The organism is Photobacterium jeanii (assembly GCF_001650345.1).
Taxonomy (GTDB): Bacteria; Pseudomonadota; Gammaproteobacteria; order Enterobacterales; family Vibrionaceae; genus Photobacterium; species Photobacterium jeanii.
In genome coordinates this window covers 90,678-114,950 of record NZ_LVHF01000033.1, presented here as the reverse complement: position 1 = coordinate 114,950, position 24,273 = coordinate 90,678, and the positions used below count along the sequence as shown (strand labels likewise).

Sequence of the window (24,273 nt, the reverse complement as noted above, 5' to 3'; positions counted from 1 at the left end):
CTGGTTGAGTGATTAAATTGGTTTGTCTATTGGTTTTTGCTCCTTAAAGTTATGGCGGGTTTCAGTTTTAATTAATTTTCCTTTTTTGTGCATTTGGGGATTACTTGCCTCATCAAAGAGGAAAACCGCTTGGTCAACACGGCGGTGAATCACCACCTCAATGTATAAGGTCTCATTGGGTTTAAGTAACGCATCAATTTCTGCTGTTTCATCACGAAATTCAACAGGGTGATAAAAACTAAAACCTTGGTCTGGTCTGGCAATAATCCTAAAACCGGTTAGTTTGCTTTTGATGATGACATCGTAATCTATGTAATAGACGAGATGATTGGGGTTGGCTGCATTTTTTTGGCGGTCGATGAAGAAGCCTTTTGATAGTTTGTCGGGTTCGCGATTTGGTCCACCAAGTAAAACCAGATCGTAGTCGGTTATAGGTACTCCTTGGTCATCTTTAACGATAAAAACCAAATTGATATAACGATGGCTTCGTTTTTGTGTTTGTTGGGTCAGTGCTGAGAGTGCCAGTTGGCGCTGTTGGTAATCGTCAGGTGAGGTGACTTGCAGGCATTTTAGAATCTCAGCAAGTTGGACTTTCTTTGAGTTAGCGCTAGCGATACTACGCATGATCCCTTTACTTTTTCCTGAGTGACTGGCATTTGGGACTACACCGATGGGAACTGGCTCGGGACGGTTGAATCCATTCACGGGTTTTAACAAACTCACCGCGAGGTTCTCAGACATGTGTGAGACAGTATCTGTTTCTTCTGACTCTACAAACTTCACCATGCTGAAGTTCATATTCGCTCCCGAGACCCGAACGACACCATCAGAGCCGGGCTCGGTTAGGTAGTTGTTTACAAAATCGTAGAATTTCTTGTCGATGGATTGACCCGTTAACACAAACGGATAAAAGCGGTTAGATGCAGGTTGGTAGTCAAGGTAGGCTTTAGCTAAATCGATTTGTTGCTGGCTGCCAAGAGATAGCCAATCAAGTATCAACTGACCAGGCTCTACGCCATCAAACCAAGCTTTAATTCGACCAACCCTCTGTTTGCCGAGTGCGGCTAATGGTGAGCCATGATTAGCAGGCGCTAACATCACTAAATGACGTAACGGACTCTGCGCTAAATTGTGGCTGCCATAATAGTGATTCAACCATTCACGAACAACTGGACCACCCGTTGAGTGGGTTATGCAGGAAAACTCAGCGATATGATCGCCTGCTGGAATTTGGTCTCGTAAGGCTTGGTCAAATGCGCGAATGATATCAGTCATATTTACTGTGTCGTTAAAACTGATATATCGCCCCAACCAAATATGTTTTATGTCGATATTAAGCCCGTAGTTGCTGGCTTGCTTGGCGATAGCTTCAGGCAATAAGCCATAGGTATTGGTATCTGTAACGCTCCATCCATGAACAAATATCACAATCATGTGTTGATTCCCTCTCAGTAAGTTAATCGCTATTTGCCGATGCTCTAGGTGCAATGAAACGACCAGAGCGTTACGTTTACGCTCTTGATTTACGATAATGGCAACGGTTGCTTTGAACCTAGTTAATAAAGATGGTGACAAGGGAGAGGAGAGTCACAAAAGGCTCAATGGGTGAATCACTTATGGGACAGGGTCTTAATGTTGACTGAGCACTTCTTGCAAGTGTTGAAGAAACACAGATACACGATGCGGGGTATGTTTTAGCCCTGAGTACATGGCGTATAGCACCAGATCGGCTGGTGTGGCTTCCATATCAACTATGCTCAGTGTGCCAGCTTCAAGCTCTTGGCGGCACGATTCTTTTGGTAATATCGCAAAACCTAACCCTGCAATGGCGGCAGTTCTGGCGGTTTGTCCGCTATTGACTTTAAATGATGCGTTGACGCTTTGTTTGATGAACTGATGTTTGCCTGTTTGAAAGACCCATGGGCTGGCGTTGAGTGCGGTTAAACTGCTAATACATGGCATTTGGATTAACTCGGTAAGCAAATAAGGTTTACCTACTTTGCTAATCAGCGCAGGAGAACCGACTACGACGCTTTCTAAACGGTGAATTTCTTTCGCGACCCAACCACAGTCGGTGAGCTTGCCGCGGTTAAAGCTGATGATGAGATCAAAGCCATCAAGAAGATCTTCTTGTGGATTTAAACTGGTCTCGCAGCCAATGTTAATATCAGGGTAACGACAACTAAACGACACCAGGGCTGAGGATAAAGGCGCAATGTCGGGCATGATGAGCCTAAGTCGTCCGCTCATGGTGTGGGTGTGTTTAGCGATATCTTCTAATGCGTCGTTTAAGTTTGTGAATATAGAGTGAGTGGAAGAATAAAGCTGTTTCCCTGCCTCGGTGGCATTGACACGGCGAGTCGTGCGCTCAAACAATCGTACATTTAACGCCTGTTCTAACAAGGTAATGTGACGGCTGATATTGGAAGTGGGGAGCTCGAGTTGCTCGGCCGCGTTTTTAAAGCTATTGAGCTCAAAAACAGCATGAAAACTTTGTAGCCATTTCTGTTCAATTTTATCTAGCACTACCCACCTCGCTGTCATTGCCTCTGTTGATGTTCTTTTTATGGCTGGAGCTTATCCGCCACAGATTATACGAGAATTATTGTTATCTTATCTGGGATTATCTAACCAGCAATTGCATCTTTATTGCAAAATCACTCTTAATTACATTGCGTTATTCCTGTTGATACCTAAATCAAAGTGAGTGCTATGGATAACGTCACCCCTTGCTCTACAAACAAGCTGGGATACCAGCAATGGTTTTGTTTTCTCATTTATTTTCTTGTTGCCCTCGATTCGTTAGTGGTAGTGCCGTTTAGTGCCTCTATGGCATTAGATACTGTAGGTAGTAGTGCTTATGCTGGCTACTTGGTCTCAGCTTACGCTGTTTCAGCGGCGGTGGTTTGCTTGTTTGTTCGCGGTACGCAGCATCACATCAATGAGCAAAGGAAGATAAATATCGCGCTGACGGGGATCACTCTAATGACCTTAATCACAGCTCATATCAGTGATTTTTATCTGTTGTTGATCGTACGGGTTATCACTGGTGGGTTTGGCGGCATTTTAGCGGTGCGGGTACTGAATTATGTGTTGTTGATTTCCAGTGATGAGCAGAAAAAACGCAATTTGGCATTGCTGTTTAGCTCCTTTCCTTTGGCGCTAGCTTTGGGCGTACCTTGCCTGATATTTCTTTCATCGACGGTGAATTGGCAGCAAGGGTTTAGCGTTTTGGGCGCAGTTCTTATTGGCGTGGCTTTGTTAGCTATTTTTGTGGTGTTTAATACGCGAAATGGTCAGCCTGCGTTTACATCAAAGCCTACTTTAGAACTTTCGAATAATGCTAAACCACATCGCCAATTATGGCGTTTAGGCATTCGTAATAACTCGCAAGTAAATAACCGGAAAATCGTTTTTTCAGCGTTAATCTTGGTTGCGGCAGTACTTAGTACCTTTACGGTTTCCACACAGTTTCCGGTTCTATTGATAACCAACCTTCATATTAAGAGTGAGTTATTGAGTAGCTGTTATACCGTAAGCGGGGTAGGTGCTTTTGTACTTATGCAGGCGTACGCGCGAAAGCCGTTTCATCAGAAGGCTGTCATGGCTTTAGTCTGGTTTTGTTCACTCTTGATGGTTACTACATTAGTGATGGGGTTTGAGTTTGAAAATCTACACTTAGCCGCATTCGCTTTTTGTTTATTTGTCGTCGTGAGTTCAGCCCGTACTTTGGTCGTTTCAACTGAGTTAATCACAGGACTAAATGAGGTCGAAAGACCAATCTTTATTAGTTTACAAAATGCGCTGCAGCATATTTCGATCGCCATTGGTGGCGCAGTTGGTAGTGTTTTTGTGATGGTGGAAATTCATTCACAGCAACTGGATTTTTCAATGCTGGTTTATGTTGCTTCTGCGCTAATTTTATTGGTGCCAGTGTTGTGGGTGAGGTTCATTAATTATGGTGATTGATTATGGTGCTCGCAAGGTATTGAAGCGTTTGTTTGAGTCGACACTTGTTGCGGCTGAAGATAAAGGCTATGAAAAGCTGTTCTCTTATGTGCGCGGTTAATACATTGATGAAGTGTTAATTGAGAAATTCTTGTAAGCCTCAATTTAGCCATAATTTACACATTGAATCGCAGTGCCTTTAGCCACAGGTACTGCGAGCATTCTGATCTTATCCTCCCTGCCCACAAAACCCTACACCACAAACTCTTTTATATACGTATCGTTTGACATATTAGTTATGTCAATAGGTCCTATTTCGCTCTTAATTTCACCATTACGTAAAGTCTGCCTCACCTAAGGACAGGGGAATTGAGCACGGATGCCTTATTTGTGATTTAGAGGTATTTAGGATGAAAAAGGCAATCTTGGCAGTGTCTATGATGGCACTACTTTCTGGTGGCGCAGTAGCAAGTGAGCTAGCAGGTGGTTTAGAACTGGATCAGAAAGTGAACTCTCAGGGCCAGATTGGTGAAAATAAAGCAGGTCTTAAAGCTTTTGTAAGTTATGAAGGCTTTGGTTTATCTGCTAAGCGTGCAGGCTCAAACAACGAATATAACGCGAGCTACACCCACGATTTTGATAGCTTCTGGCTAAAAGGTGAAGGCGAGTATGTACACCAAACTCAACTTCCAACAAATGTTGGCAAGCTAGGCCTATCGGCAGGTACTCAGTTGGGTGAAGTTGATGTATTTGGCCGTGTTCGTAACGATGTTGCATTGAAAAAAGTAAAAGATCTGCAATCAAATATCGTACGTGTTGATTTAGGCGCAGGTGTGCAAGCGACGGATAACGTGTACGTAAGCGCGAAGTTTATTAATCAATCTCAATTGGATAACGCAACCAAAAAAGTATCGGCGCGTAACCACATCCAAAACTATGAGTTTCGTGCCACTTTCAACAATATCGATGGTATCAAGCCATACGTTGAAGTGGGTAACGAAGGTAGTTTCATCGAAAAAGATAAGCGTAACTCCTACGGGAAAATTGGCCTAGTGCTTGATTTCTAATAACAGGCTCTCTGTTAATAACTAATTTGATGTCGTCGCCAAGGAAGGCGAAAGCAATAATTTTATTAAAGGCTTAGTGGGTTTCATTGCCGAAGTACTAAGTCGAGAAAGAGTGTAAAGAGATCTGTTATGAAAAAAGTTTTGGCTGTTTTGCTCGCGATGGGCTCGATGAGTGTGATGGCAAATCCGTGTGAACCGCGTAATGAAATTACCGATGCTATTGAAGGCGCGGTAGTGGGTGGTGTTGTTGGTGCTGTGGCGGGCGATGCGTCGACTGGCGCCGCGATTGGTGCGAGTGCCAATGTGATTGATGGTGCTTACGCCGACATTGAATGTCAGGAAGCCATTCAAGATGCGATTGTTGTCGACAGTATTGAGCAAGACATTATCGATAGAGAAGTCGAAGATGCCGTTATTGAGGATGCCATAACGGAAGATGCCTTAATTGAAGCTGAAATTGGTGCGTCGTTATTGCCTTAATTTTTACCCTCTCTCTGATGTAATGGCGAATGAAGACGTTAGTTTACAGTTAGCGGGCAACTTTAAGGTCATTCGTTGATTGACCTTATGGATGCACACTACTGCATCGGGTTTTTTCATTTTATTCATTGTCGACCACCCCACTCACCTGCATTTTGAGTGGGGTCTTTTTATATCTAGTAATTTGGATAGAGCTCTTGTTCCGCTTATTCAAATTGACTGTGCGTGAATGTGATTGGCTCACAATATTGAGGTTTTGATTCGCCTATATAAGAGCCAGCATCAATAATCAATGTATCAATAGGCTTAATATCGTATGCGTATGCTTAATTTAGATCAGTTATCCGCTTTTATGACCGCGGCAGAGAAAGGTTCATTTTCTGCTGCTGCTCGTCACCTTGGTAAAAGCCAAGGGGCGATCAGTATTAGCATTAATAACCTTGAACTTGATTTAGGAATGACTCTGTTTGATCGTTCGGGGAAATACCCAGTGATGACAGAGCAAGGCATACGTTTATTCGATCAAGCTAAAGTGTTACTGAGGCAAGCGGAGCGAATCCAAAATTACGCCAAGCAAGCCAATATGGCGGTTGAAGACTCATTAACGATTGTGATTGAAGAGTTGATCCCCGTTGAGTTAATAGAAACCACGCTGGAAAAAGTAGCGCAGCGCTACCCACTGACAGTGATTAATCTGCTGCGAGCATCTGGGGCTGAGTTTGAGCAACTGGTGAGTGAGGGAACGGCGTTGTTTGGGGTCTGTTTAGTGACTGATGCTGTGCCTAGAAACATGGATTTTGCTTCTATTGGTAATATTGAATGGTCATTTATTTGCAGTCCAGATTTTCCATTGGCAGATCTGGAATCCGTTTCGATAGACGACATGCTAAATGAGCGTCAAATTGCCTGTAAAGCCATGTTAGAGCATCCATTTTGGTCATCTCAGGGTAAGATCTCGCAAGAGATTTGGTGTGCTCAGTATCAACATGATTTATTACATATGGTTGAGCAGGGTATTGGCTGGGCGACCGTTCCGTCATTGCTACTTGAGCATAAAATTGAAAGCGGCACCCTAAAAGAGTTTAACCCTGTATTTCAAACCAATAGCACTGCGTTCTTGGTAGATTTGATGTGGCGTGCTAACGAGCGACTCGGCCCTGTGGCTCAGTTTCTTCGCTCCAGTTTGCAGCAGGAGTTTAGTTTGAAATAGTTCACACTTTATTGCTTCGCCCTTCTGCATGATGAAGGTTGTTTTCAATCACTTGGCAGCTTTCATTGATTTCAATCAAGATTAACTGGCACATTTATCGCGACCTATAACTTGAGGTTATAGGTCCTGATTCTTCAATTGATACCTTTCTTTTTATGATCTCCGCGATTTTAATCCTTCTGGAGATCCACATGCGTACATCAGCCAAAGCCCTCGTTGTTTTGATGCCGTTACTCTTGGCAGCGTGTAACGAGTCTATTATTCCTTCTGCATCCGCAGAGGTCACGATGGCAGCACCTAGCCCTCAAGTGAAAGTGCTTCCGTTAGCCCTACAAGAAACCAGTTTGAGTGAGCAATTTGTGGGAAAAACTCAGGCGGTCGATAAAGTTGATATCGTTCCGAAAGTGTCAGGTTACATTACCGAGCGCTTATTCACTGAAGGCGAAATGGTGAAAAAAGGCGAGGTATTATTCCGTATTGATCCTGTGCCATATCAAATCGAAGTGCAGCGCCTTGAAGCCATGGTGGAACAAGCCGATGCGCAATTTCAAATCAGTGATAAAACTTACCGCAAAGCGAAAAAACTGGTCGCGAAAGCCGCACTCACCCAAATTGAGCTTGAGCAATTAGAAGCGGAGCGCAAAGAGTTAGCTGCCCAAGTGAAAGCTGCGAAAGCGGATTTAGAACGCGCTAAGTTGGAACTGTCTTACACCAAGGTAACAGCGCCATTTGATGGTGTGGTTGGGGCGAGTCGTGTGAGTACAGGCAGCTTAGTTGGCCCTGAAAGCGCCGCTTTAACGCGTTTGGTGAGCTACGACAATATGTACGTCAGCATCAAGCTTAACGAGAAACAATATTTAAACGACCTCCAAGACAAGATGCAGCGTGGTGAAGCGATCACCGCACCGGATATTCGTTTACAACTTGCCAATGGCACAGTTTATCGCCACCAAGGTGAAGTGAACTTTGTCGATAACCAAGTGGACGGTAGCAACGGCACAATCACTTTTCGTATCAAATTTCCCAACCCTGAAGCACTTTTGGTGCCGGGGCAGTTCGTGACGCTAACTACCACTAATAGCCAGGGTGAGCAAAAGATTGTGATCCCACAATCGGCGGTGCAAGAAGATCAAGCGGGTCGTTTTGTGATGGTTGCCAATCAGCAGGATTTAGCTGAGCAGCGTTACCTAACGCTGGGTCAGCGTTTAGGGAAAAACTGGGTAGTTGAAAATGGACTTCAAGATGGTGAACGCCTGATTGTGGAAGGCTTGCAGCAAGTGCGTGCAGGTCAACCGATTGAAGTAATCCAGTAGAGGTTGATGTCATGGCAGAGTTTTTCATTAAACGGCCGAAATTCGCGATCGTTATTTCGATTGTGATGACGCTAGCGGGTTTACTTAGCTTAGCGAAAATGCCGATTTCACAATTTCCGAATGTCGTACCACCTTCGATTGAAGTGTTTGCAGTTTTCCCCGGCGCAGATCACAACACGTTGCGTGATACGGTCGCTACCACGATTGAACAAGAGATCAATGGCGTTGAGGGGATGATTTACCTCGACTCAAAATCGAACAACGATAACACCTACATTGCGTACGTGACTTTTGCGATAGGTACTGACCCTGATAAGGCGCAGGTGCTGGTGCAAAACCGCGTTAATAAAGCGATGGCCAAGTTGCCAGAGCCAGTGAAACAGCAAGGGGTGACAGTCGAGAAAGTCTCGAATTCAATTTTGATGACAGTTAACCCGTTTTCACCTAACGGTACCTACGACAACTTGTTCCTGTCGAATTACGCTTCACTCAATATGGTTGATGCTTTATTGCGTGTTAAAGGCGTAGGTAAAGTGCAGGTGATTGGTGAGCAAAAATACTCGATGCGCGTATGGTTAAACCCAGAAAAAATGGCGGCAAAGGGTATTACAGCCAACGATATTTCAGCGGCGATTGCGGCTCAAAATACCACGGTAGCAGCGGGTAAACTGGGTGAGCGTCCGGGAGCGGGTCAGCAGGTATTTCAATACACCATCCAAACCCAAGGTCGATTGGTTAATGCAGAGCAATTTGAAGAGGTTATTCTGCGCGCAGAGCCAGATGGTAGCTTCATTTACCTTAAAGACGTGGCGCGAGTGGAGCTGGGTTCTGAACAATATGCTGCAATGTCTACGTTCGCAGGTAAAGAGAGTCCAATCTTAGCGATTTACCAAGCGCCGGGTGCGAATGCGGTGCAAGTTGCTGAAGATGTGCGTGCTGCGATGGAGAGCCTTGCGGATCGCTTCCCAACCGATATGGACTACGAAGTGTCATTCGACTCGACCACCTTTATTAAGCTGTCGATGGATGAGGTTTTTGAAACGCTCTACATTGCTGTGTGCTTAGTTGTGGTAGTGACCTTCTTATTCTTACAAAGCTGGCGTGCAACCTTGATCCCAACCGTGGCGATCCCGGTTTCGTTGGTGGCAACGTTCGTGGTGATGTCAGCACTGGGTATTGATATCAACACCATCTCTATGTTCGGTTTGATTCTGGCTATCGGGGTGGTGGTGGATGCCGCTATCGTGGTGTTAGAAAACGTAGAACGGATCATGGAAGAGGAGCACCTTGCTGCGCCTGAAGCAACCTCGAAAGCAATGAAGGAAGTGACTGGCCCATTGATTGCTTCAGCCTTGGTGTTGTTGGCGGTATTTGGTCCTGTTTCAGTCGCACCGGGTATGGTGGGGCAGATGTATCAGCAATTTGGTGTGACGATTTCGGTATCGACGGCGATCTCAACCATTGTGGCATTGACGCTTACTCCAGCGCTTTGTGCGGCATTAATGCGCCATGAAGAAAAGCCAACCCGTGGTGTACTGGCTGCGTTCAACCGTTTTGTTGATTGGGTAACCCGTGGTTACGTAAATTCTGTGGGCTTTTTGGGCAAGCGCTTATTGATTGCTGGCTTCTTGTTTGCCGCCATGATTGGTGCGACGGCTATGCTGGGTAAAACCATGTCGACTGACTTTATACCTGCGGATGACCAAGGTTCATTCATGGTCGATGTCAGCTTGCCTGAAGCAGCGTCGATGGATCGCACCGATCCTATGATCGATGACATGGTCGCGAAAGTGAGTGAACTGCCGGGCGTGAAACACGTCGTCGCAGCGAAAGGCTACAGCTTGCTAAAAGGCGCTGCATCATCGAATGCCGGTATGATGATTGTGGTTCTGGATGATTGGCATGAACGTAATAGCCCTGAGGAAACAGAGTTTGCCTTAGTCGCGAAAGTACAGGCCATGATTGATGGTGATCCCAATGTCGCGGGTATGGCGTTCTCGATGCCTCCTATTCCGGGGCTAGGTAATGCGGGCGGTTTGACGTTACAAGTGGAAGAGCTGAATGGTCGTCCAATCGAAGAGATGGCACCAGCACTTGAGAGTTACTTAGCGGCGTTAAATGAAGCGGAAGAAATCGACTTTGCATTTACTACCTTCAGCGCCAATGTTCCTCAGCTGTATCTCGATATTGACCGTGCAAAAGCAATGGCACTAGGCGTGGATTTGGCAGAAGTGAATGCCACACTGGGCGCTATGATGGGTAACGCCTATGTCAATGACTTCACTAAGTTCGGTAAGAACTACCAAGTGAATTTATTGGCAGAGCAAGAGTACCGTAATGAAGAAGCGGACTTATCACGTGTCTACGTTCGTTCTGCGTCAGGTGAGATGATCAAGCTTTCTAGCTTTGCTGAATATCGCCCATTGGTGGGTGCCGACTCTACCGCACGTTATAACTTGTACAATACAGCTCAAGTATTAGCGATCCCAGCGGCGGGCTTTAGCTCGGGCGATGCGATTGCCAAGATGGAAGCGCTAGCGAAAACAGCGCTGCCTGATGGCTATGCAGTGGAGTGGACAGGGATGACTTACCAAGAGCTTGAAGCGGGTGATTCTGCGCCTTACTTGTTTGCGCTGGCTCTCTTGTTCACATACTTGTTCTTGGTGGCTCAGTACGAAAGCTGGATGATCCCATTAGCCATTGTATTGTGTGTGCCGACCGGGGTCTTTGGTGCGCTTGCCTTTGTTGCTTCACTCGGTGGCACCATTAACTTGTACACCCAAGTGGCACTGATTCTGATGATTGGTATGGCAAGCCGTAATGCCATTCTGATTGTCGAGTTTGCCAAAGTGCTACGTGAAGAGCGTGGTCTGGGTATCCTTGAATCAGCAAAAGAAGCGATTGCGCTGCGTATTCGTGCGGTAATGATGACAGCCTTCGCCTTCATCTTGGGTGTCGTGCCATTGGTATTGGCATCGAATGCAGGTGCAGCCAGCCTGAATGCCCTAGGTGCAGCCAGCTTTGGCGGCATGTTAGCAGCGACTATCATTGGTTGTTTGCTAGTACCGATTTACTTTGTGGCATTGCAGCGCTTACGTGAATGGCGTCGCCCATTAGCGACAAAGCAGGTCGAGCAGCAATCAGAATCTCAGCTTGAACAATTAGAGCAAGCGCCACAGCAGGCGTGATAACAAGCTTTAAATTGTTCTCAAAGTTTAGTGTTGGTGACTTGCACTAAAACGACATAACCACAGGTTTCCTCTTGATGTTTGGCTGATACATTGAGGGGAAACCTTTTTTCGTTTCTGTGCTTAACCTTTATTCCGTACAAAGATAGAGTAAAGGCGTAAGTCGATATTGATGATGACAAAGAATGAAATGAGCGATAAAGGAGTATCACCATGGAATATCAGTTCGACCTCAGTCCCAGTGATGATGATATTAAGGTGATCCGTGATGGTTTGATTCGTCATAACACTCCGCACCTAGAGGGGATCCGCAAACAGTCGTTGGCCTTGTACGCCATTGATGAGCGAGAGCAAAAACAAGGTGGGATCTACGCGGAAGTGTGGGGCAATTGGTTATTGATTAAGTTTTTGTGGGTCGATGAAGCAGTGCGTGGTCAGCAGGTGGGCAGTCAGTTGATGGAGCGATTAGAGCAACAAGCAATAAAGCTAGGTTGTCGTCAGTCGCTGGTGGATACGTTAAGTTTTCAGGCTCGCCCTTTCTATGAAAAGCTGGGCTATCAATGCCAAATGACCCTTGAAGATTATCCGCAATCCAGCTCGCTGCATTTTTTGACGAAAACCTTAAGTGCATAGAGATAAAAAAAAAGAGAGGCATCATGCCTCTCTTTTGCTGGTGATTAGTGCAATGGTATTTTGCTTTTAGCGCTATCGCTTAGTGGAAGTAATCTACTTGGTTTTGTAGCTCTTCTGATAGCTCTTGCAGATTGGTTGCACTCTTTGATGTTTCTGCAGCAATATCTCGACCTTGGCGGTTCAGGTTGCTGATTTCGGTCGCATTGGTCGCAATCTCTTGTGATACTTGCGCTTGCTCTTCAGACGTTGCGGCAATCACTTCTGCTTGAGCGGCAATTTCGGTTACCTGCGTGGTAATGCCTTCTAAAGCCAGACCTGCTTGTGTCGCTTGCTCGGTTACCAGTTTTCCTTTCTTCTGGCTCTCCGACATCATAGATACCGCGCTGCTAGTACAGCCGCGAAGTTGGTCGATAATACCGACAACTTCTTTTACTGACTCTTGGGTGCGGTGCGCTAGGGTACGTACTTCATCTGCTACGACAGCAAAGCCTCGCCCTTGTTCGCCGGCACGCGCAGCTTCGATTGCTGCGTTTAATGCCAGCAAGTTGGTTTGCTCGGCGATTTCATCAATCATGCGGGTCACGGCTTGAATGTTGTCGCTTTCGCGGCTCACCATATCGATGGCTTCTGCTGATTGCTTGAGTTGTTCGTTTAGATCTGCCACTTCTACGCTCACTTGCGATACCAAATCAGAGCCAGATGTACTGTCTTGGTTCGCTGAGCGGACACTCTCAGCAATGGCCTCAACTTGTTCAGCAACGGATTTCGCCGATGATGCCATCTCTTCGATTGCTGTAACCACTTGCTCCACTTGTTCTTGCTGAACATCCGATTGGCTGAGGCTTTGTTGAGCGTCGTTAGACACATTGCTTGCTTGGCTATGGACGGTTTCGCTGGTGGTGCGAATGGCGCCAACCAATTCGTTTAACTTGGCAGCCATGTTATGAACACCACCTGTTAGGCGTTCAATTTCGTTGCCTGATTGGGTATTGCCTTTTTCCATGGTCAAGGTTACTTCACCTTTACCTAAGCGATCCATGTAGCCTGTTAGTGACACAAGTGGGTTGATCAGCTTATTGAGGTAGAAACCAAGGATAATAAAGGTCAGCACGCCAGCAACAAGCGCAACAATAACGATGATAGTTAGAAGCTGTTGGCTACCTTGGGTGACTTCTTTAATAAAAGTACCGCCTAGTAGTTTCCAGTTCCAACCAGGTACTTCGGTGTAAACTAGGTATTTTTCACCGACCATACCATTGAACTCAAATGGGTATTTGATAATACCGTTGTTTGATTCAAAAATCTGACCAAATGGTTTATTACCACTGGAGTCAGCAATGTTGATAATGGATTGACCGAGTTTGGTGCTATCTGGGTGGTAAAGATAAACACCCAAGTTGCTTTTATCGTTATCGGTCACAATGGTATAGCCAGAATCACCCCAGCGGATATTACTTACGCTATCAAACACCGCTTTAGATGCGCTTTCAATCGATAGACCAATAAAGGAGATCGCTACCACTTTGCCATTGGCATTTTTAATTGGTGCGTAATAGGTAAGGTAGTCATGATTGAAAAGAACAACTTTCGCGTAGTAAGGCTGACCATTTTTTAGTTGCTGATAACCAGGGTGATTTAGCCCCAGTTTCGTGCCTAGTGCACGGTTACCATTATGATCTTTGAGTGATGTCGCTACACGAATGAAGTCATTGCCTGTGGCAACAAATAAAGTCGCAATTGCACTGGTGTTTTGGGTAAAGCGATCGACAACATCGGTGTTGTTGATCATAGATTGTCCGTTAAGCGTGACATTGCGAACTTGCTGTCCTGCAAAGTTAATCGTGTCACCTTCAACGGTTAATCCATGTAGGTAACCAAGACGAAAAGCACTTTCGAGCTCTTTGGCGCTTTCAAGGTAGATATTGAATTGTCCGGCAATACTTGCTGCCATCGCGTTTAGTTTCGATTGCTGCTCTTGTAATGTATCTTCGAGTAAGATCTCGGCAGAGTTTCGATAAACAATGGTGGCTACCGACGAGAAAGAAATAATAAGCAATACGCTTATTACAAACTTTAGTTGGAATCCTATGCTTTTATTATTAAGTGCTTTCCACATTTTCTGTTTTTAGAGAAGACGCTTCTCTTACCCCTCTGGAAATAAAAACGCAATAATGTATTCGTGGAAGGGATGTGTAAATGAATGCTTATTAATAAGAGTGACAATTATGTCTTTTTTTGATCTTGGTTATTTAAGTTTATTTAAAAATTGAAAAGTTAAATTACAGTCTAAATATGCAATCAGTTCGTTATTTTGGTGAACCAATTTATTCAGTTAGGAATGAAATGCATTTAATAAGCGACTGATAGTATAGCTGGGCTGGAATAACGAAAGGTACCATGAAATAAAAAGCTCTCCAAAGAGGAGAGCTTTATTGGTGTTGTAATTGTGCGTGAGTTAACGAATTACTTAACCTTGGATAAGCGTCGCGGCTTTCTTCATCGCTTCTTTGGTTGAGCACTCAACGACATTGGCATTTGCGAAGCGTTGGGCGTCTTTCACTTGAATATCGTGAGCCAAGATAACCAATTTCGCGTTAGCTACATCTAGGTCGGTAATGCGGTTTTGCACCCCGTTTTGACCTTGGGTTTCAACTTTGATTTTGATCCCCGCAGCCGCACCTGCTTTTTCTAGCGCTTTCGCTGCCATGAAGGTGTGAGCCACACCTGATGGGCAACAAGTTACGGCAACCACATCGTATTCACCTTCGCCAGCCACTGGTGCCGCAGTTTGTACTGGCGCTGCTTCAATTTCTTGTTCGTCATCTTCAACAACCACAGGTTTCCAGAAGCCAACGATAAGCGCGGTTGTGAGCGAACCTAGTGCGATACCAACCACATACATTGGGATGTTGCTTGATACCGGTGCGGTGATTAAACCGCCCCAAGGAGCATGAAGTAAAACGTTAGTTAAGAAGCCGAATACACAGCCAACGATACCGCCCGCAACGATAGAAGGAAGTACGCGTACAGGGTCGTTCGCAGCGAATGGGATTGCACCTTCAGAGATACCGATTGAGCCCATGATAGCGGCGGCTTTACCAGCTTCTTGTTCTTGTTTTGTGAATTTCTTTTTGAACATGAAAGTTGCTAGCGCCATACCTAGTGGTGGGGTACAGATCGCGATACCAACACCGCCCATTAGCCAAGGTTGGGTATCAACTTGTGTTTGAGCAAATAGGGTTGCTACTTTGTTGATTGGGCCGCCCATATCAAATGCTGTCATACCACCAAGAATTGTACCCAGTACCATTTTTGATGCGCCAGCCATAGAAGCAAGGAACTCGTTCATTGCTGCCATGAAGATTTTGATTGGTTCACCGATACCCCAAAGCACGATACCTGCAGAAATTAGGGTGCCAAGAAGTGGGTAGATGAAGTAAGCACCAAGGGCTGTCATGTTAGCTGATAGTGGGATTTTCTTTAGTTGGAAAACGACGCCACCAGCAATGAAACCTGCCACGATACAGCCAAGGAAGCCGCCGCCCATGTCTGCCATAATGCCAGATGAAATCATCGCAGGAGCAAGAGCGGGTTTATCCGCGATGGAATAGCCAATGAAACCACCAAGAATAATTGGGAATAACACTAAACCTTTAATACCAATATTAGAAATATCAGCAAGGAGACCATCAGCAGGTACAGCGCCTTTACCTGATGCCATTACCGCGAGTGCTAATAATACACCACCGGCGACAATGAAAGGCAGCATGTGAGAAGTACCGAATAAAAGGTGACCTTTTAAGGTACTCATGAACTTTTTAACATCACTATTATTTGTTGGTTGAACGGCTAGGGTACTCATAATTACTATGCCTTATGAATTAATTAAAATAGTCAGAATTTGGTCTTCATCTTTTGCGTTATGGATATTTTCAATAAATTCTTCGCTGAATTTTCCGAATAATTCTTGAAGAACGTAAATGTGGTGATCAGCGCCATTATCAGGAGAGGCAATCATAAAGAACACGGTTGGTTTGATGCCGTCTTCGTCATCGTAGTCAATGCCGTTAGCCTTAACACCAACAGCTATAGCAGGCTCGATAACAGCTTTACTTTTTGAGTGAGGGTAGGCGATGCCATCGGTTGATGTCACACCAATAGATTCACGCGCTGCGATATCGGTAAGGAAATCAGCTTTGCTGCTAATACGGCTATTTTCAAACAGCATTTGAGCTAGCTCATCAAACACTTCTGCTTTGGTATTTGCCGTTAGCTCTTTTTTAATTAGGTTTAGGTTGGTTAATTGCGTGATCATTTTTTAACTCGTTACGTATTTAACTGATGTGTTTAATTTAAGGCTTGAGCTAAAAATCAGAAATAGTAAAAAAAGATCATCAACTATATTTTTGTATCACCCTATTTTAAGTGTGACTAAGGTCATTAATAGAACCTCGGTGTGATCACATTTATTTTTGTTGCTAGCAAAGTTGATGACAAAAGAAAGCCTCGCATGAACGAGGCTTATTAATATGTTTGTTAACGTTTTTTCTTAATAGCTGGATTATTAAAGCAAGGCGATTAAAGATTGGCTATTAGCAATAAGCGCGGGCGATCCTTCCTTTACAATCGAGCTGATAACTTTGTGCGTAGGCCGGAATAAACACAGATTGTCCTTTTTCAATCACGCAAGATTCTCCATCTGGGTGAGTTAGCACTAATGTATCGTCCAGTGGCAGTAAGATCTCAGCGCTATTGCTGACAATAATGCGCTGGTGAGCACGTTGAATAATAGCGAACTTAAAATCGTCGACTGGAATTGGGTATTCCAGCATGTCCTCACACTCTATCGGCGTTAGCAGTAAGTCTTGATAAGGCTTTTCTACAAATCGTGTGCAGGCGATCAGTTCGTCCACGTCCATGTGTTTAGGGGTGAGCCCTGCGCGCAGCACGTTGTCTGAGTTTGCCATGATCTCAAGTCCAGTCCCTTTAATGTAAGCGTGGGGGGTTTCAGCATCTAAAAACATCGCTTGACCAGGTTCTAGAGTGATGACATTGAGCAGTAGTGGGGCGAATAAACCAACATCGCCAGGGTACTGTTTAGCTAACTCGGTAATTAAGGTAAACAGCGGTTGTTCGGATTGGCTGGCATAGTGGATTAGTTTATTAATTGCTTGAGCTTTGGCTTCACCTTCGATTGAAAGTAGCGCGGCAAAGAAGTCGGCTAACGCTTGTGGTGTCGGTGATGATTCTAGTTGGTTAATTAAGGGCTCAAGCTCGCTGATCGCCAGTTGTTTAAAGTTATTGATGATCTGCGCCGTCGATCTAAATCCATTCATTGCCTGATACGGTGTTAAGGCATATACCAGTTCTGGCTTGTGGTTAGGATCTTTGTAATTGCGATGGCTGGCAGTGAGCGCAATACCTTGCTGTTGTTCTCGCGCAAAGCCCCGTTCGGCTTGCGCTTTATTTGGATGTACTTGGATCGATAGCGCTTTTTCAGCCGCCAATATTTTAAAGAGGTAAGGCAGCTCACCAAAATGATCGGCAATCGCATCGTTTAAAAATAGGGCGGCATTGTTGTCGATCAAGGTAGAGAGTTTGGTGGCATTAGCGCCAATTCCTATGGTTGAGCAGCCGTTGGGGTGCGCTCCCATCCAGACTTCAGCTTGAGGTTCGTGGTTTGGGTTAGTTATGCCAAAGAGATCATGGATGGAAGAGGTGCTCCCCCATGCGTAGTTTTGGATCACATTGGTCATCGGAAAAAACTTACGCAACATAGTCGGTAGCAAGGTTAGTTCCACTTGCATTGAATGGCGCTGGTTTAACGCCGTGTTCGTGTTTGGCGCAGTAGGTGCAGCTTCAGGAGCGTATCCTTGGTGAGATACAGTGGCAGCATGTAGATCAGACATGAGGATCACCTGTCATCATTAATGTGAAATAGAAGAAAGTTTTTGGTTTGGCTTGAGCGTTATTGCTCAAGCCATGACGATGAGAGGAATGTGCGTTACGCTGTCACTGCGACCAGTTTTGCTTTGCGCATTTTCTTGAGTGCGACACAGGTGAGAGCTGTCACTGTCGCACCTGCTGCCATGCAGATCAGCGCCAGTAGCGGGTGGTTCATTGCGCCAAGTAGCGCCACTACAGGACCACCGTGAGCAACGCTGTTGGTAATGCCGAAAGAGAACGCCATAACAGCGGCAACCATCGAGCCCAGTACGTTGGCAGGAATAACAGACATCGGGTCTTGAGCGGCAAATGGGATCGCACCTTCTGAAATGCCTACTAAACCCATCGCACCAGCGGCTTTACCGGCTTCTAATTCAGAGGCTTCAAACAGTTCGAATTTACGGCCCAATGCGGTTGCGAGCGCCATACCGAGTGGAGCGACTGGGATAGCACAAGCCATTGCCCCCATGAATTGGGTTTGACCGCTAGCAATCATGCCAACCGAGAACAGGAACGCGACTTTGTTGAATGGACCACCCATATCAAAGCCCGCCATACCACCGAGGACGATACCCAGTAGGATCACGTTACCTGTGCTCATGCTGGTCAATAGCGCGGTAAGGCTGGTCATCAAATCCGCAATCGGTGCGCCAATCACAAAGATGAATAAGCCAGCGATGAACAGTGAGCCCGTTATTGGTGCAATCATGATTGGCACCAGTGGCTGAATGAATTTGTGGTAGTTAATGGAGACAATCCATTTCACGAAGTAACCCACTAACAAACCCGCGACGATGGCACCAATAAAGCCAGTACCAGCATCAGCGCCGTAGAAAGAACCGTTATTGGCGATCCAACCACCAATTAAGCCCGGTGCTAACGCTGGACGGTCAGCAATGGCGTAAGCGATATAGCCTGCAAGGATGGGGATCATCAGCGTAAAGGCGACCACACCCACATCCAAAATTTGGTTCCACATGCTGCCTTTAGGAATCGCCATGCCTGCTTCTGAAGGCTCGCCACCAATGGCAAGCGCAAGGGCGATCAACAAGCCGCCTGTCACCACAAATGGGATCATGTGCGACACACCGTTCATTAAATAACGGTACAGATCAGAGCGTGCATCTGAGGCTTTGCTTGCCATTGAATTGGCTGAGGTTGCGGCTTGTGATGCTGGATTTGCTCCTTGTTCGACTTGGTATTGCGGTGCGGCAAGTGCTTGGTTAATCACGCCTTTGGCATCTTTGATCGGCGCTTTAACATTGGTTTTGATAAGGCGCTTACCAGCAAAACGCGTCATGTCGACTTGCTTATCACACGCCACCACAATGGCGTCGGCGCGGGCAATGTCATCTGCGCTAGGGCTGTTTTTCACCCCGATGGAGCCATTGGTCTCGACTAAGATGTCGTAACCTAACTCGGTCGCTCCTTTCTGAAGGGCTTCGGCTGCAAGGTAGGTATGTGCAACACCTGCAGGGCAACCCGTCACGCCAATGATAAAGCCTTGGTTTGCTACATCTGTATGAGAAGGGGTTGATGGTGCTGCTTGGTTTTGCTCAGCGAGTAGCAGGGCTAACGCCGCTTCGTTCGATGGGGCGTTGATGAAATTGTCGATAAAGCCATCTTCGATCAGTTTAGAAGAAAGCTGAGCGAGCACTTCAATGTGATGATTGTCACCACCGTCTGGTGAGGCAATCATGAAAAACAGTTTTGAAGGCAAGCCATCTTCTGCACCATAGTCGATCCCTGACTGACTAACCCCAATAACCACCGCCGGTTTTAATACCGCGGCACTTTTGGCGTGCGGGATCGCCACGCCTTCTTCAAAGCCAGTGTTCCCGACGGCCTCACGCGCTTGGATATCTGCGAGAAATTGCGCCTTGTCTGAAATACGCCCTTGGGCAAATAAGATCTCGATTAATTCGTTAAATACCGCTTCTTTTGAGTCGGCTTGGAGATCGAGCTTAATCAAATCTTGATTGATTAACGTGGTGATCATGAAAAACCTCTAATACTGTTTTCTTGTGTTAAAGGTATTTTTCACTGGCTGAAACAGAGTCTGTAGTGAAGATAAAATGCATTTACTAGACGATTGTAGCTAGAGAAAAAGAGTGTGATTTTGATCGGTGTTGAAGGCGGGTTTAGTGATGGAAATACAGGGGTGAAAACAATTTAATCTAATTATAACAATGGATTATGTTTATTATTGGTGTGGGTTTAACGCTTTGTAGAGCTGTAAATTTAAGTCTTTTTCTGGATTATTGTAACGCTTATCGTAAGTTGTGATTTTGCTCAATAGCCAACAAGCTCAACAGCAGGTATATCTATATCTGCATAGCATTAAGCATGCTTATTGAGAGTGTAATAATGGTATTTCATGATTTGATTTCGTCGGTGCTCAATGAGCGCGAACCATTCCATCACATTTGGTTTGCGGGGGATTTTCATACCCCTCCACCGTTTAGCTATCAGGTTAACTTTCCACGTTTAGAGTTAGTGCTAGATGGCGAATACATCAATGAAATGGAAGGGCATGACCGCACCATTACCAAGGTCATCGCTAAGACGGGAGACGCGATTTTTGTGCCGCCTAACTGCTGGAATAAACCGGATTGGGATACTGATTGCTCGGTCTTAAGTATGCTGTTTGGACGGCGCCAGTTAGGGCTGAGTTTGGTGAGTAAACGTAAAGGTGAGGCGAGTTTTTACGACATTCAAAAGCACAGTATTCAAACTCGCTCGGGTTTTGCGATTGATAATATTTTGGAAGCTTTGAGTTCGTTGGCACGGGAAAGTAACAAAAAACCGATGGACGAGTTATTGCTCCAAGCCTTGTTGCAATACAGTAAAACCATGCTGGATGCACCCGTCGAGAAATCACACAGTCGCGTTCAAGATCTTTACCAAGGCATTTGTATTTATATTCAAGAGAACTTTCATCGTTCGATCACCCGTGACAGTATTGCCTCTCGCTTTAGTATTTCGGCGAATCATCTATCACGCTTGTTCCGTCAGCAAGGGCACATGACATTGGCTGATTACATTACTTGGGTACGGATTGATCGCGCCAAGTTCATGCTCAAGAAATACAATTTTAAGCTGAATGAAGTGTCGCTACGCTGTGGCTTTAAAGACGTGAACTACTTCTGCCGTGTGTTTAAAAGCCGTACCGGTAGAACGCCAACCGAGTACCGAGGCTCGATGTGATACCCGTCAGAATAAAGCTCACCCGTTAAGGTAATAAACGTGACATCGAGTACATCAGCATGGCTTGAAGTGCCACTCGGCTTTTGGTGAGTTTTAAGCGCTCGCATAACTGATCGCACAATAAGTTACGGGTGAGGTTAGTCGCAGAGACGATCTGTTCACGGGTGGGTTTGGCTGGCATCACCAGTGCTATTGCTAAGTGCACCTCGCCCATCTTTGACTCCCAATCAATCGGTGTCTCGCTGGTGATCACCGCAACCGAAATATGGTTGGTATCGGCAAACATCACATGCGGCAGCGCGATCCCTGGTGTGACACAAGTGGCTGAACGTTCTTCACGTTTGATGAAAGCCAAAATTAACTCATCAGGATCTTGTGGGTAGATAAGCTGCGCCAGCCCTTTTAAACACTCAAATTTGGTCAGCTCGGTTTGGGCTTTGGCGTAGTGCCAGTGGATCTCACTTGGTGGACAAATCTGCGGAAAACGCTCGGTGAGCTGGCTTGAAAATTCGTAATTGATTTGCGCACCCACAATTGTAAAGTGCTCGGCAATGATGTCTTTGAGAACAAAACAGGCAAGCTCGGCATCAATGCCCACCGCTGTGATTTGGCAGAGATCGCCTTGAACTAACCCTGCTTGTAGCATGGCGACAGACTTGCTCAGTTCAGCGGTACGATTGCGGGTAATGTTGATAATACGGAGCGTACTTTTGAATTTTTTCGCCAACTGGCGCAGCGGTTGGGCGACGTAAGTGCTCGCTTCGGCATTATCCACCAGAAAGGTGATTTGGTATTCGTTCATGCTTGTATGGTTTGTTAATGACGGCAGTGAACGAGAAAGACTTTATCGACGTTGAGTAGCACATCTTCAATCGAAATCTTGATGGTATCCATGGTCTCAAATCGAGCGGCTTGTTCGATTTCAATATCAGATACAATCAAGACTTTATCGGCTTGGGCGATATCGTGCGAGGTAAGTTGGTTTTCGATGCCCATTGCGCCTTGGGTTTCAACTTTGATGTGGACATTGTATTTCGGTGCCGCTTTGGTAAGCGCATCGGCTGCCATATAAGTATGTGCAATACCAGTTGGGCAGGCAGTGACAGCAACAATTTTCATGCGATCTTCTCAACGTCTATTTTTTGCGGATATTAGCACAGCGCAAAAGGAATGCCTTGTTTTGCTAGCAATATATGAAAGACCCAAATCACAGTTTGCCAACCATGTTACATTTATCCAGTTAATGGTGTTTTAGTCCTATATCTCATAGGGGGGCCACTGGGTACTCTTATGGCAAAAAGTGACTGTGACACGAGTAAGATCCCAGCGTCAAAGGGCAGAGCATCCAGCACGGGCTGTGATGGTATGGCGACTTGGAGACATGACAGGCAAACACATGGATATAACCGATCTGATCGAGTCTGAGATCATTTGTTTGGATCTCAAGGCGACAAACAAAGAAGACGTGCTCGCAGAGCTGACCGACTTACTCGATGCGGCAGGTAAGCTCGTCGATAAGACTCAATTTTTGGCCGATGTTTGGAAACGGGAAGAGATCGGGAATACCGGTTTCGAGGAAGGGATCGCGATCCCTCATGCCAAAAGTGGAGCAGTGGCGAAACCTGCGGTCGCGGTTGGGATTAGTCGCAGCGGGATAGATTATGGCGCTGAAGACGGTGAGCTTTCCGATGTGTTTTTTATGTTGGCCTCGCCCGATGGGCAAGATCATCACCACATTGAAGTGCTGGCGCAACTCTCAACCAAGCTAATCGAAGAAAGTTTCATTACAAAGCTCAAGGGTGCGGAATCCGTGGAGGAAGCACTTGAGTTACTGACTGATATTGAGCCAACTCAGTTTGGTCACACTGCTTTTGATGTACCTGAATTTATCGCAGAGCCATTAAGCCCGTTCAAGCAGCGACTGGCGCACATTAAAGAACACTTGTTGTTTGGCACTTCTCATATGATCCCTTTTATTGTTGCCGGAGGAGTACTGCTGTCGCTTTCGGTGATGATTTCAGGTCATGGTGGTGTACCTGAAACTGGGATGCTGGCGGATATTGCTGAAATGGGCATTGCCGGATTAACTCTCTTTACTGCAGTGTTAGGTGGCTATATCGCCTATTCCATTGCTGATAAACCGGGTTTAGCACCGGGGATGATTGGCTCGTGGGTGGCGGTAAATCATTATCACACCGGTTTTCTGGGCGCGATTGTCGTTGGCTTTTTTGCTGGCTTTGTGGTGCAGATGCTCAAGAAAATCACCCTACCCGATAGTATGAGCTCGCTCGGCAGCATTTTTATTTATCCTCTGGTAGGGACGTTTGCTACCTGTGGTGCAGTGATGTGGCTGATAGGTAATCCGATAGCAAGCGCGATGTTGATGTTAAACGAGTGGCTAACGGGGATGGCTGGCTCTGGTAAGGTATTGCTCGGCAGTATCTTAGGGGCGATGACGGCTTTCGATATGGGCGGGCCAATCAATAAGGTCGCGACGTTGTTTGCTCAGACCCAAGTGAATACTCAACCTTGGTTGATGGGCGGGGTGGGTATTGCGATTTGTACTCCGCCGCTTGGGCTGGCGTTAGCCACATTTTTGTCGCCAAAGAAATTCAAACGTGATGAGAGAGAAGCGGGAAAAGCCGCTGGCATCATGGGCATGATAGGGATCAGCGAAGGGGCGATCCCATTTGCCGCAGCCGATCCTGCAAGGGTGCTTCCAGCGATTGTTGCTGGTGGTATTGTGGGTAACGTTACTGGATTTATGTTTCATGTGCTCAACCATGCGCCGTGGGGCGGATGGATTGTGTTACCCGTGGTTGATGGCAAGCTCGGTTATTTAATCGGGACCCTACTAGGTGCTCTAACAACCGCACTTATTGTTATTGCGCTCAAAAAGACAGTGAATGAGGATGAAGATCATGCCTTAGCCTCAGGTCATTACAGTTCGGTAGAGGGTGAAGGCGAAGCGGATATATTGGCTGTTACTTCGTGCCCATCAGGGGTTGCCCATACCTTCTTGGCGGCAAAATCGTTAGAGAAAGCGGCGTGTGCGTTAGGCGTTAAAATCAAGGTGGAAACTCAAGGGGCGAACGGGATCATTAATCGGATCACCGAGCGTGATATCGCGAAAGCGAAGTTGGTGATCTTTGCCCACGATGTCGCGATTAAAGCGCCTGAGCGATTTACGAATATCGCGACTATTGATGTCAGCACCAAAGATGCGATGCTAAATGCAGCCGCGTTAATTCAGTCCAAGCGTTAGCTTATTAAATTCATAC

Annotated in this window: 18 protein-coding genes; 9 read left to right on the top strand and 9 right to left on the bottom strand. The window is 45.9% G+C overall.

Annotated elements, in window-relative coordinates; translation table 11 throughout:
- Positions 1 to 12 precede the first annotated feature (12 nt).
- Together A3K86_RS18140 and A3K86_RS18135 are read right to left on the bottom strand one after the other, a co-directional pair.
- On the bottom strand, positions 13 to 1,434 hold the full coding sequence (locus tag A3K86_RS18140; RefSeq protein ID WP_068334644.1) for an esterase/lipase family protein: 1,422 nt from the start codon (positions 1,432 to 1,434) through the stop codon (positions 13 to 15).
- 195 nt (positions 1,435 to 1,629) lie between these two features.
- Positions 1,630 to 2,526, bottom strand: a complete 897-nt coding sequence (locus A3K86_RS18135; protein WP_068336986.1) for a LysR family transcriptional regulator — start codon at positions 2,524 to 2,526, stop codon at positions 1,630 to 1,632.
- A gap of 186 nt (positions 2,527 to 2,712) precedes the next feature.
- Here A3K86_RS18135 and A3K86_RS18130 point away from each other — a divergent pair, with 186 nt between their 5' ends.
- From A3K86_RS18130 to A3K86_RS18100, 7 genes are all read left to right on the top strand, one after another.
- Complete coding sequence (locus A3K86_RS18130) at positions 2,713 to 3,969, top strand: MFS transporter (RefSeq protein ID WP_068334641.1); 1,257 nt, start codon at positions 2,713 to 2,715, stop codon at positions 3,967 to 3,969.
- Between the two features lie 389 nt (positions 3,970 to 4,358).
- A complete protein-coding gene (locus tag A3K86_RS18125; protein WP_068334638.1) occupies positions 4,359 to 5,015 on the top strand; it encodes a hypothetical protein in 657 nt (218 codons plus the stop codon).
- Positions 5,016 to 5,144: 129 nt separating this feature from the next.
- On the top strand, positions 5,145 to 5,495 hold the full coding sequence (locus tag A3K86_RS18120; protein WP_068334634.1) for a hypothetical protein: 351 nt from the start codon (positions 5,145 to 5,147) through the stop codon (positions 5,493 to 5,495).
- Positions 5,496 to 5,811: 316 nt separating this feature from the next.
- Positions 5,812 to 6,705 (top strand): LysR family transcriptional regulator, encoded by an 894-nt coding sequence (locus tag A3K86_RS18115; protein ID WP_084406676.1) that lies wholly within the window; start codon positions 5,812 to 5,814, stop codon positions 6,703 to 6,705.
- Positions 6,706 to 6,896: 191 nt separating this feature from the next.
- Entirely contained in the window at positions 6,897 to 8,018 is a 1,122-nt protein-coding gene (locus A3K86_RS18110) for an efflux RND transporter periplasmic adaptor subunit (RefSeq protein WP_068334631.1), read from the top strand.
- An 11-nt stretch (positions 8,019 to 8,029) separates the two neighbouring features.
- On the top strand, positions 8,030 to 11,206 hold the full coding sequence (locus tag A3K86_RS18105; protein ID WP_068334627.1) for an efflux RND transporter permease subunit: 3,177 nt from the start codon (positions 8,030 to 8,032) through the stop codon (positions 11,204 to 11,206).
- 213 nt (positions 11,207 to 11,419) lie between these two features.
- Entirely contained in the window at positions 11,420 to 11,839 is a 420-nt protein-coding gene (locus tag A3K86_RS18100; RefSeq protein WP_068334624.1) for a GNAT family N-acetyltransferase, read from the top strand.
- A gap of 79 nt (positions 11,840 to 11,918) precedes the next feature.
- Here A3K86_RS18100 and A3K86_RS18095 read toward each other — a convergent pair whose 3' ends face one another.
- From A3K86_RS18095 to A3K86_RS18075, 5 genes are all read right to left on the bottom strand, one after another.
- The gene (locus tag A3K86_RS18095) at positions 11,919 to 13,955 is read right to left on the bottom strand and encodes a methyl-accepting chemotaxis protein (protein WP_068334621.1); all 2,037 of its coding nucleotides are present in this window, start codon (positions 13,953 to 13,955) and stop codon (positions 11,919 to 11,921) included.
- A gap of 351 nt (positions 13,956 to 14,306) precedes the next feature.
- Positions 14,307 to 15,701, bottom strand: a complete 1,395-nt coding sequence (locus A3K86_RS18090; RefSeq protein WP_068334618.1) for a fructose-specific PTS transporter subunit EIIC — start codon at positions 15,699 to 15,701, stop codon at positions 14,307 to 14,309.
- A 12-nt stretch (positions 15,702 to 15,713) separates the two neighbouring features.
- Positions 15,714 to 16,154: a PTS sugar transporter subunit IIA gene (locus tag A3K86_RS18085; RefSeq protein WP_068334614.1), complete on the bottom strand. Its 441-nt coding sequence runs from the start codon at positions 16,152 to 16,154 to the stop codon at positions 15,714 to 15,716.
- Positions 16,155 to 16,431: 277 nt separating this feature from the next.
- Positions 16,432 to 17,646, bottom strand: a complete 1,215-nt coding sequence (gene manA / locus A3K86_RS18080; RefSeq protein ID WP_068336980.1) for a mannose-6-phosphate isomerase, class I — start codon at positions 17,644 to 17,646, stop codon at positions 16,432 to 16,434.
- A 197-nt stretch (positions 17,647 to 17,843) separates the two neighbouring features.
- A complete protein-coding gene (locus A3K86_RS18075; RefSeq protein WP_068334611.1) occupies positions 17,844 to 19,784 on the bottom strand; it encodes a fructose-specific PTS transporter subunit EIIC in 1,941 nt (646 codons plus the stop codon).
- A gap of 368 nt (positions 19,785 to 20,152) precedes the next feature.
- Between A3K86_RS18075 and A3K86_RS18070 the strand changes: the two genes are divergently transcribed.
- Positions 20,153 to 20,992 carry a helix-turn-helix transcriptional regulator gene (locus A3K86_RS18070; RefSeq protein ID WP_068334608.1) on the top strand — a complete coding sequence of 280 codons (840 nt, stop codon included), beginning with the start codon at positions 20,153 to 20,155 and terminating at the stop codon, positions 20,990 to 20,992.
- 25 nt (positions 20,993 to 21,017) lie between these two features.
- On the opposite strand, the gene A3K86_RS18065 is transcribed toward A3K86_RS18070, so the two are convergent.
- Positions 21,018 to 21,794: a PTS sugar transporter subunit IIA gene (locus A3K86_RS18065; protein WP_068334605.1), complete on the bottom strand. Its 777-nt coding sequence runs from the start codon at positions 21,792 to 21,794 to the stop codon at positions 21,018 to 21,020.
- 14 nt (positions 21,795 to 21,808) lie between these two features.
- Positions 21,809 to 22,111 (bottom strand): PTS fructose transporter subunit IIB, encoded by a 303-nt coding sequence (locus A3K86_RS18060; protein WP_068334602.1) that lies wholly within the window; start codon positions 22,109 to 22,111, stop codon positions 21,809 to 21,811.
- A 277-nt stretch (positions 22,112 to 22,388) separates the two neighbouring features.
- Here A3K86_RS18060 and A3K86_RS18055 point away from each other — a divergent pair, with 277 nt between their 5' ends.
- Positions 22,389 to 24,257: a fructose-specific PTS transporter subunit EIIC gene (locus tag A3K86_RS18055; RefSeq protein ID WP_068336976.1), complete on the top strand. Its 1,869-nt coding sequence runs from the start codon at positions 22,389 to 22,391 to the stop codon at positions 24,255 to 24,257.
- Positions 24,258 to 24,273 lie beyond the last annotated feature (16 nt).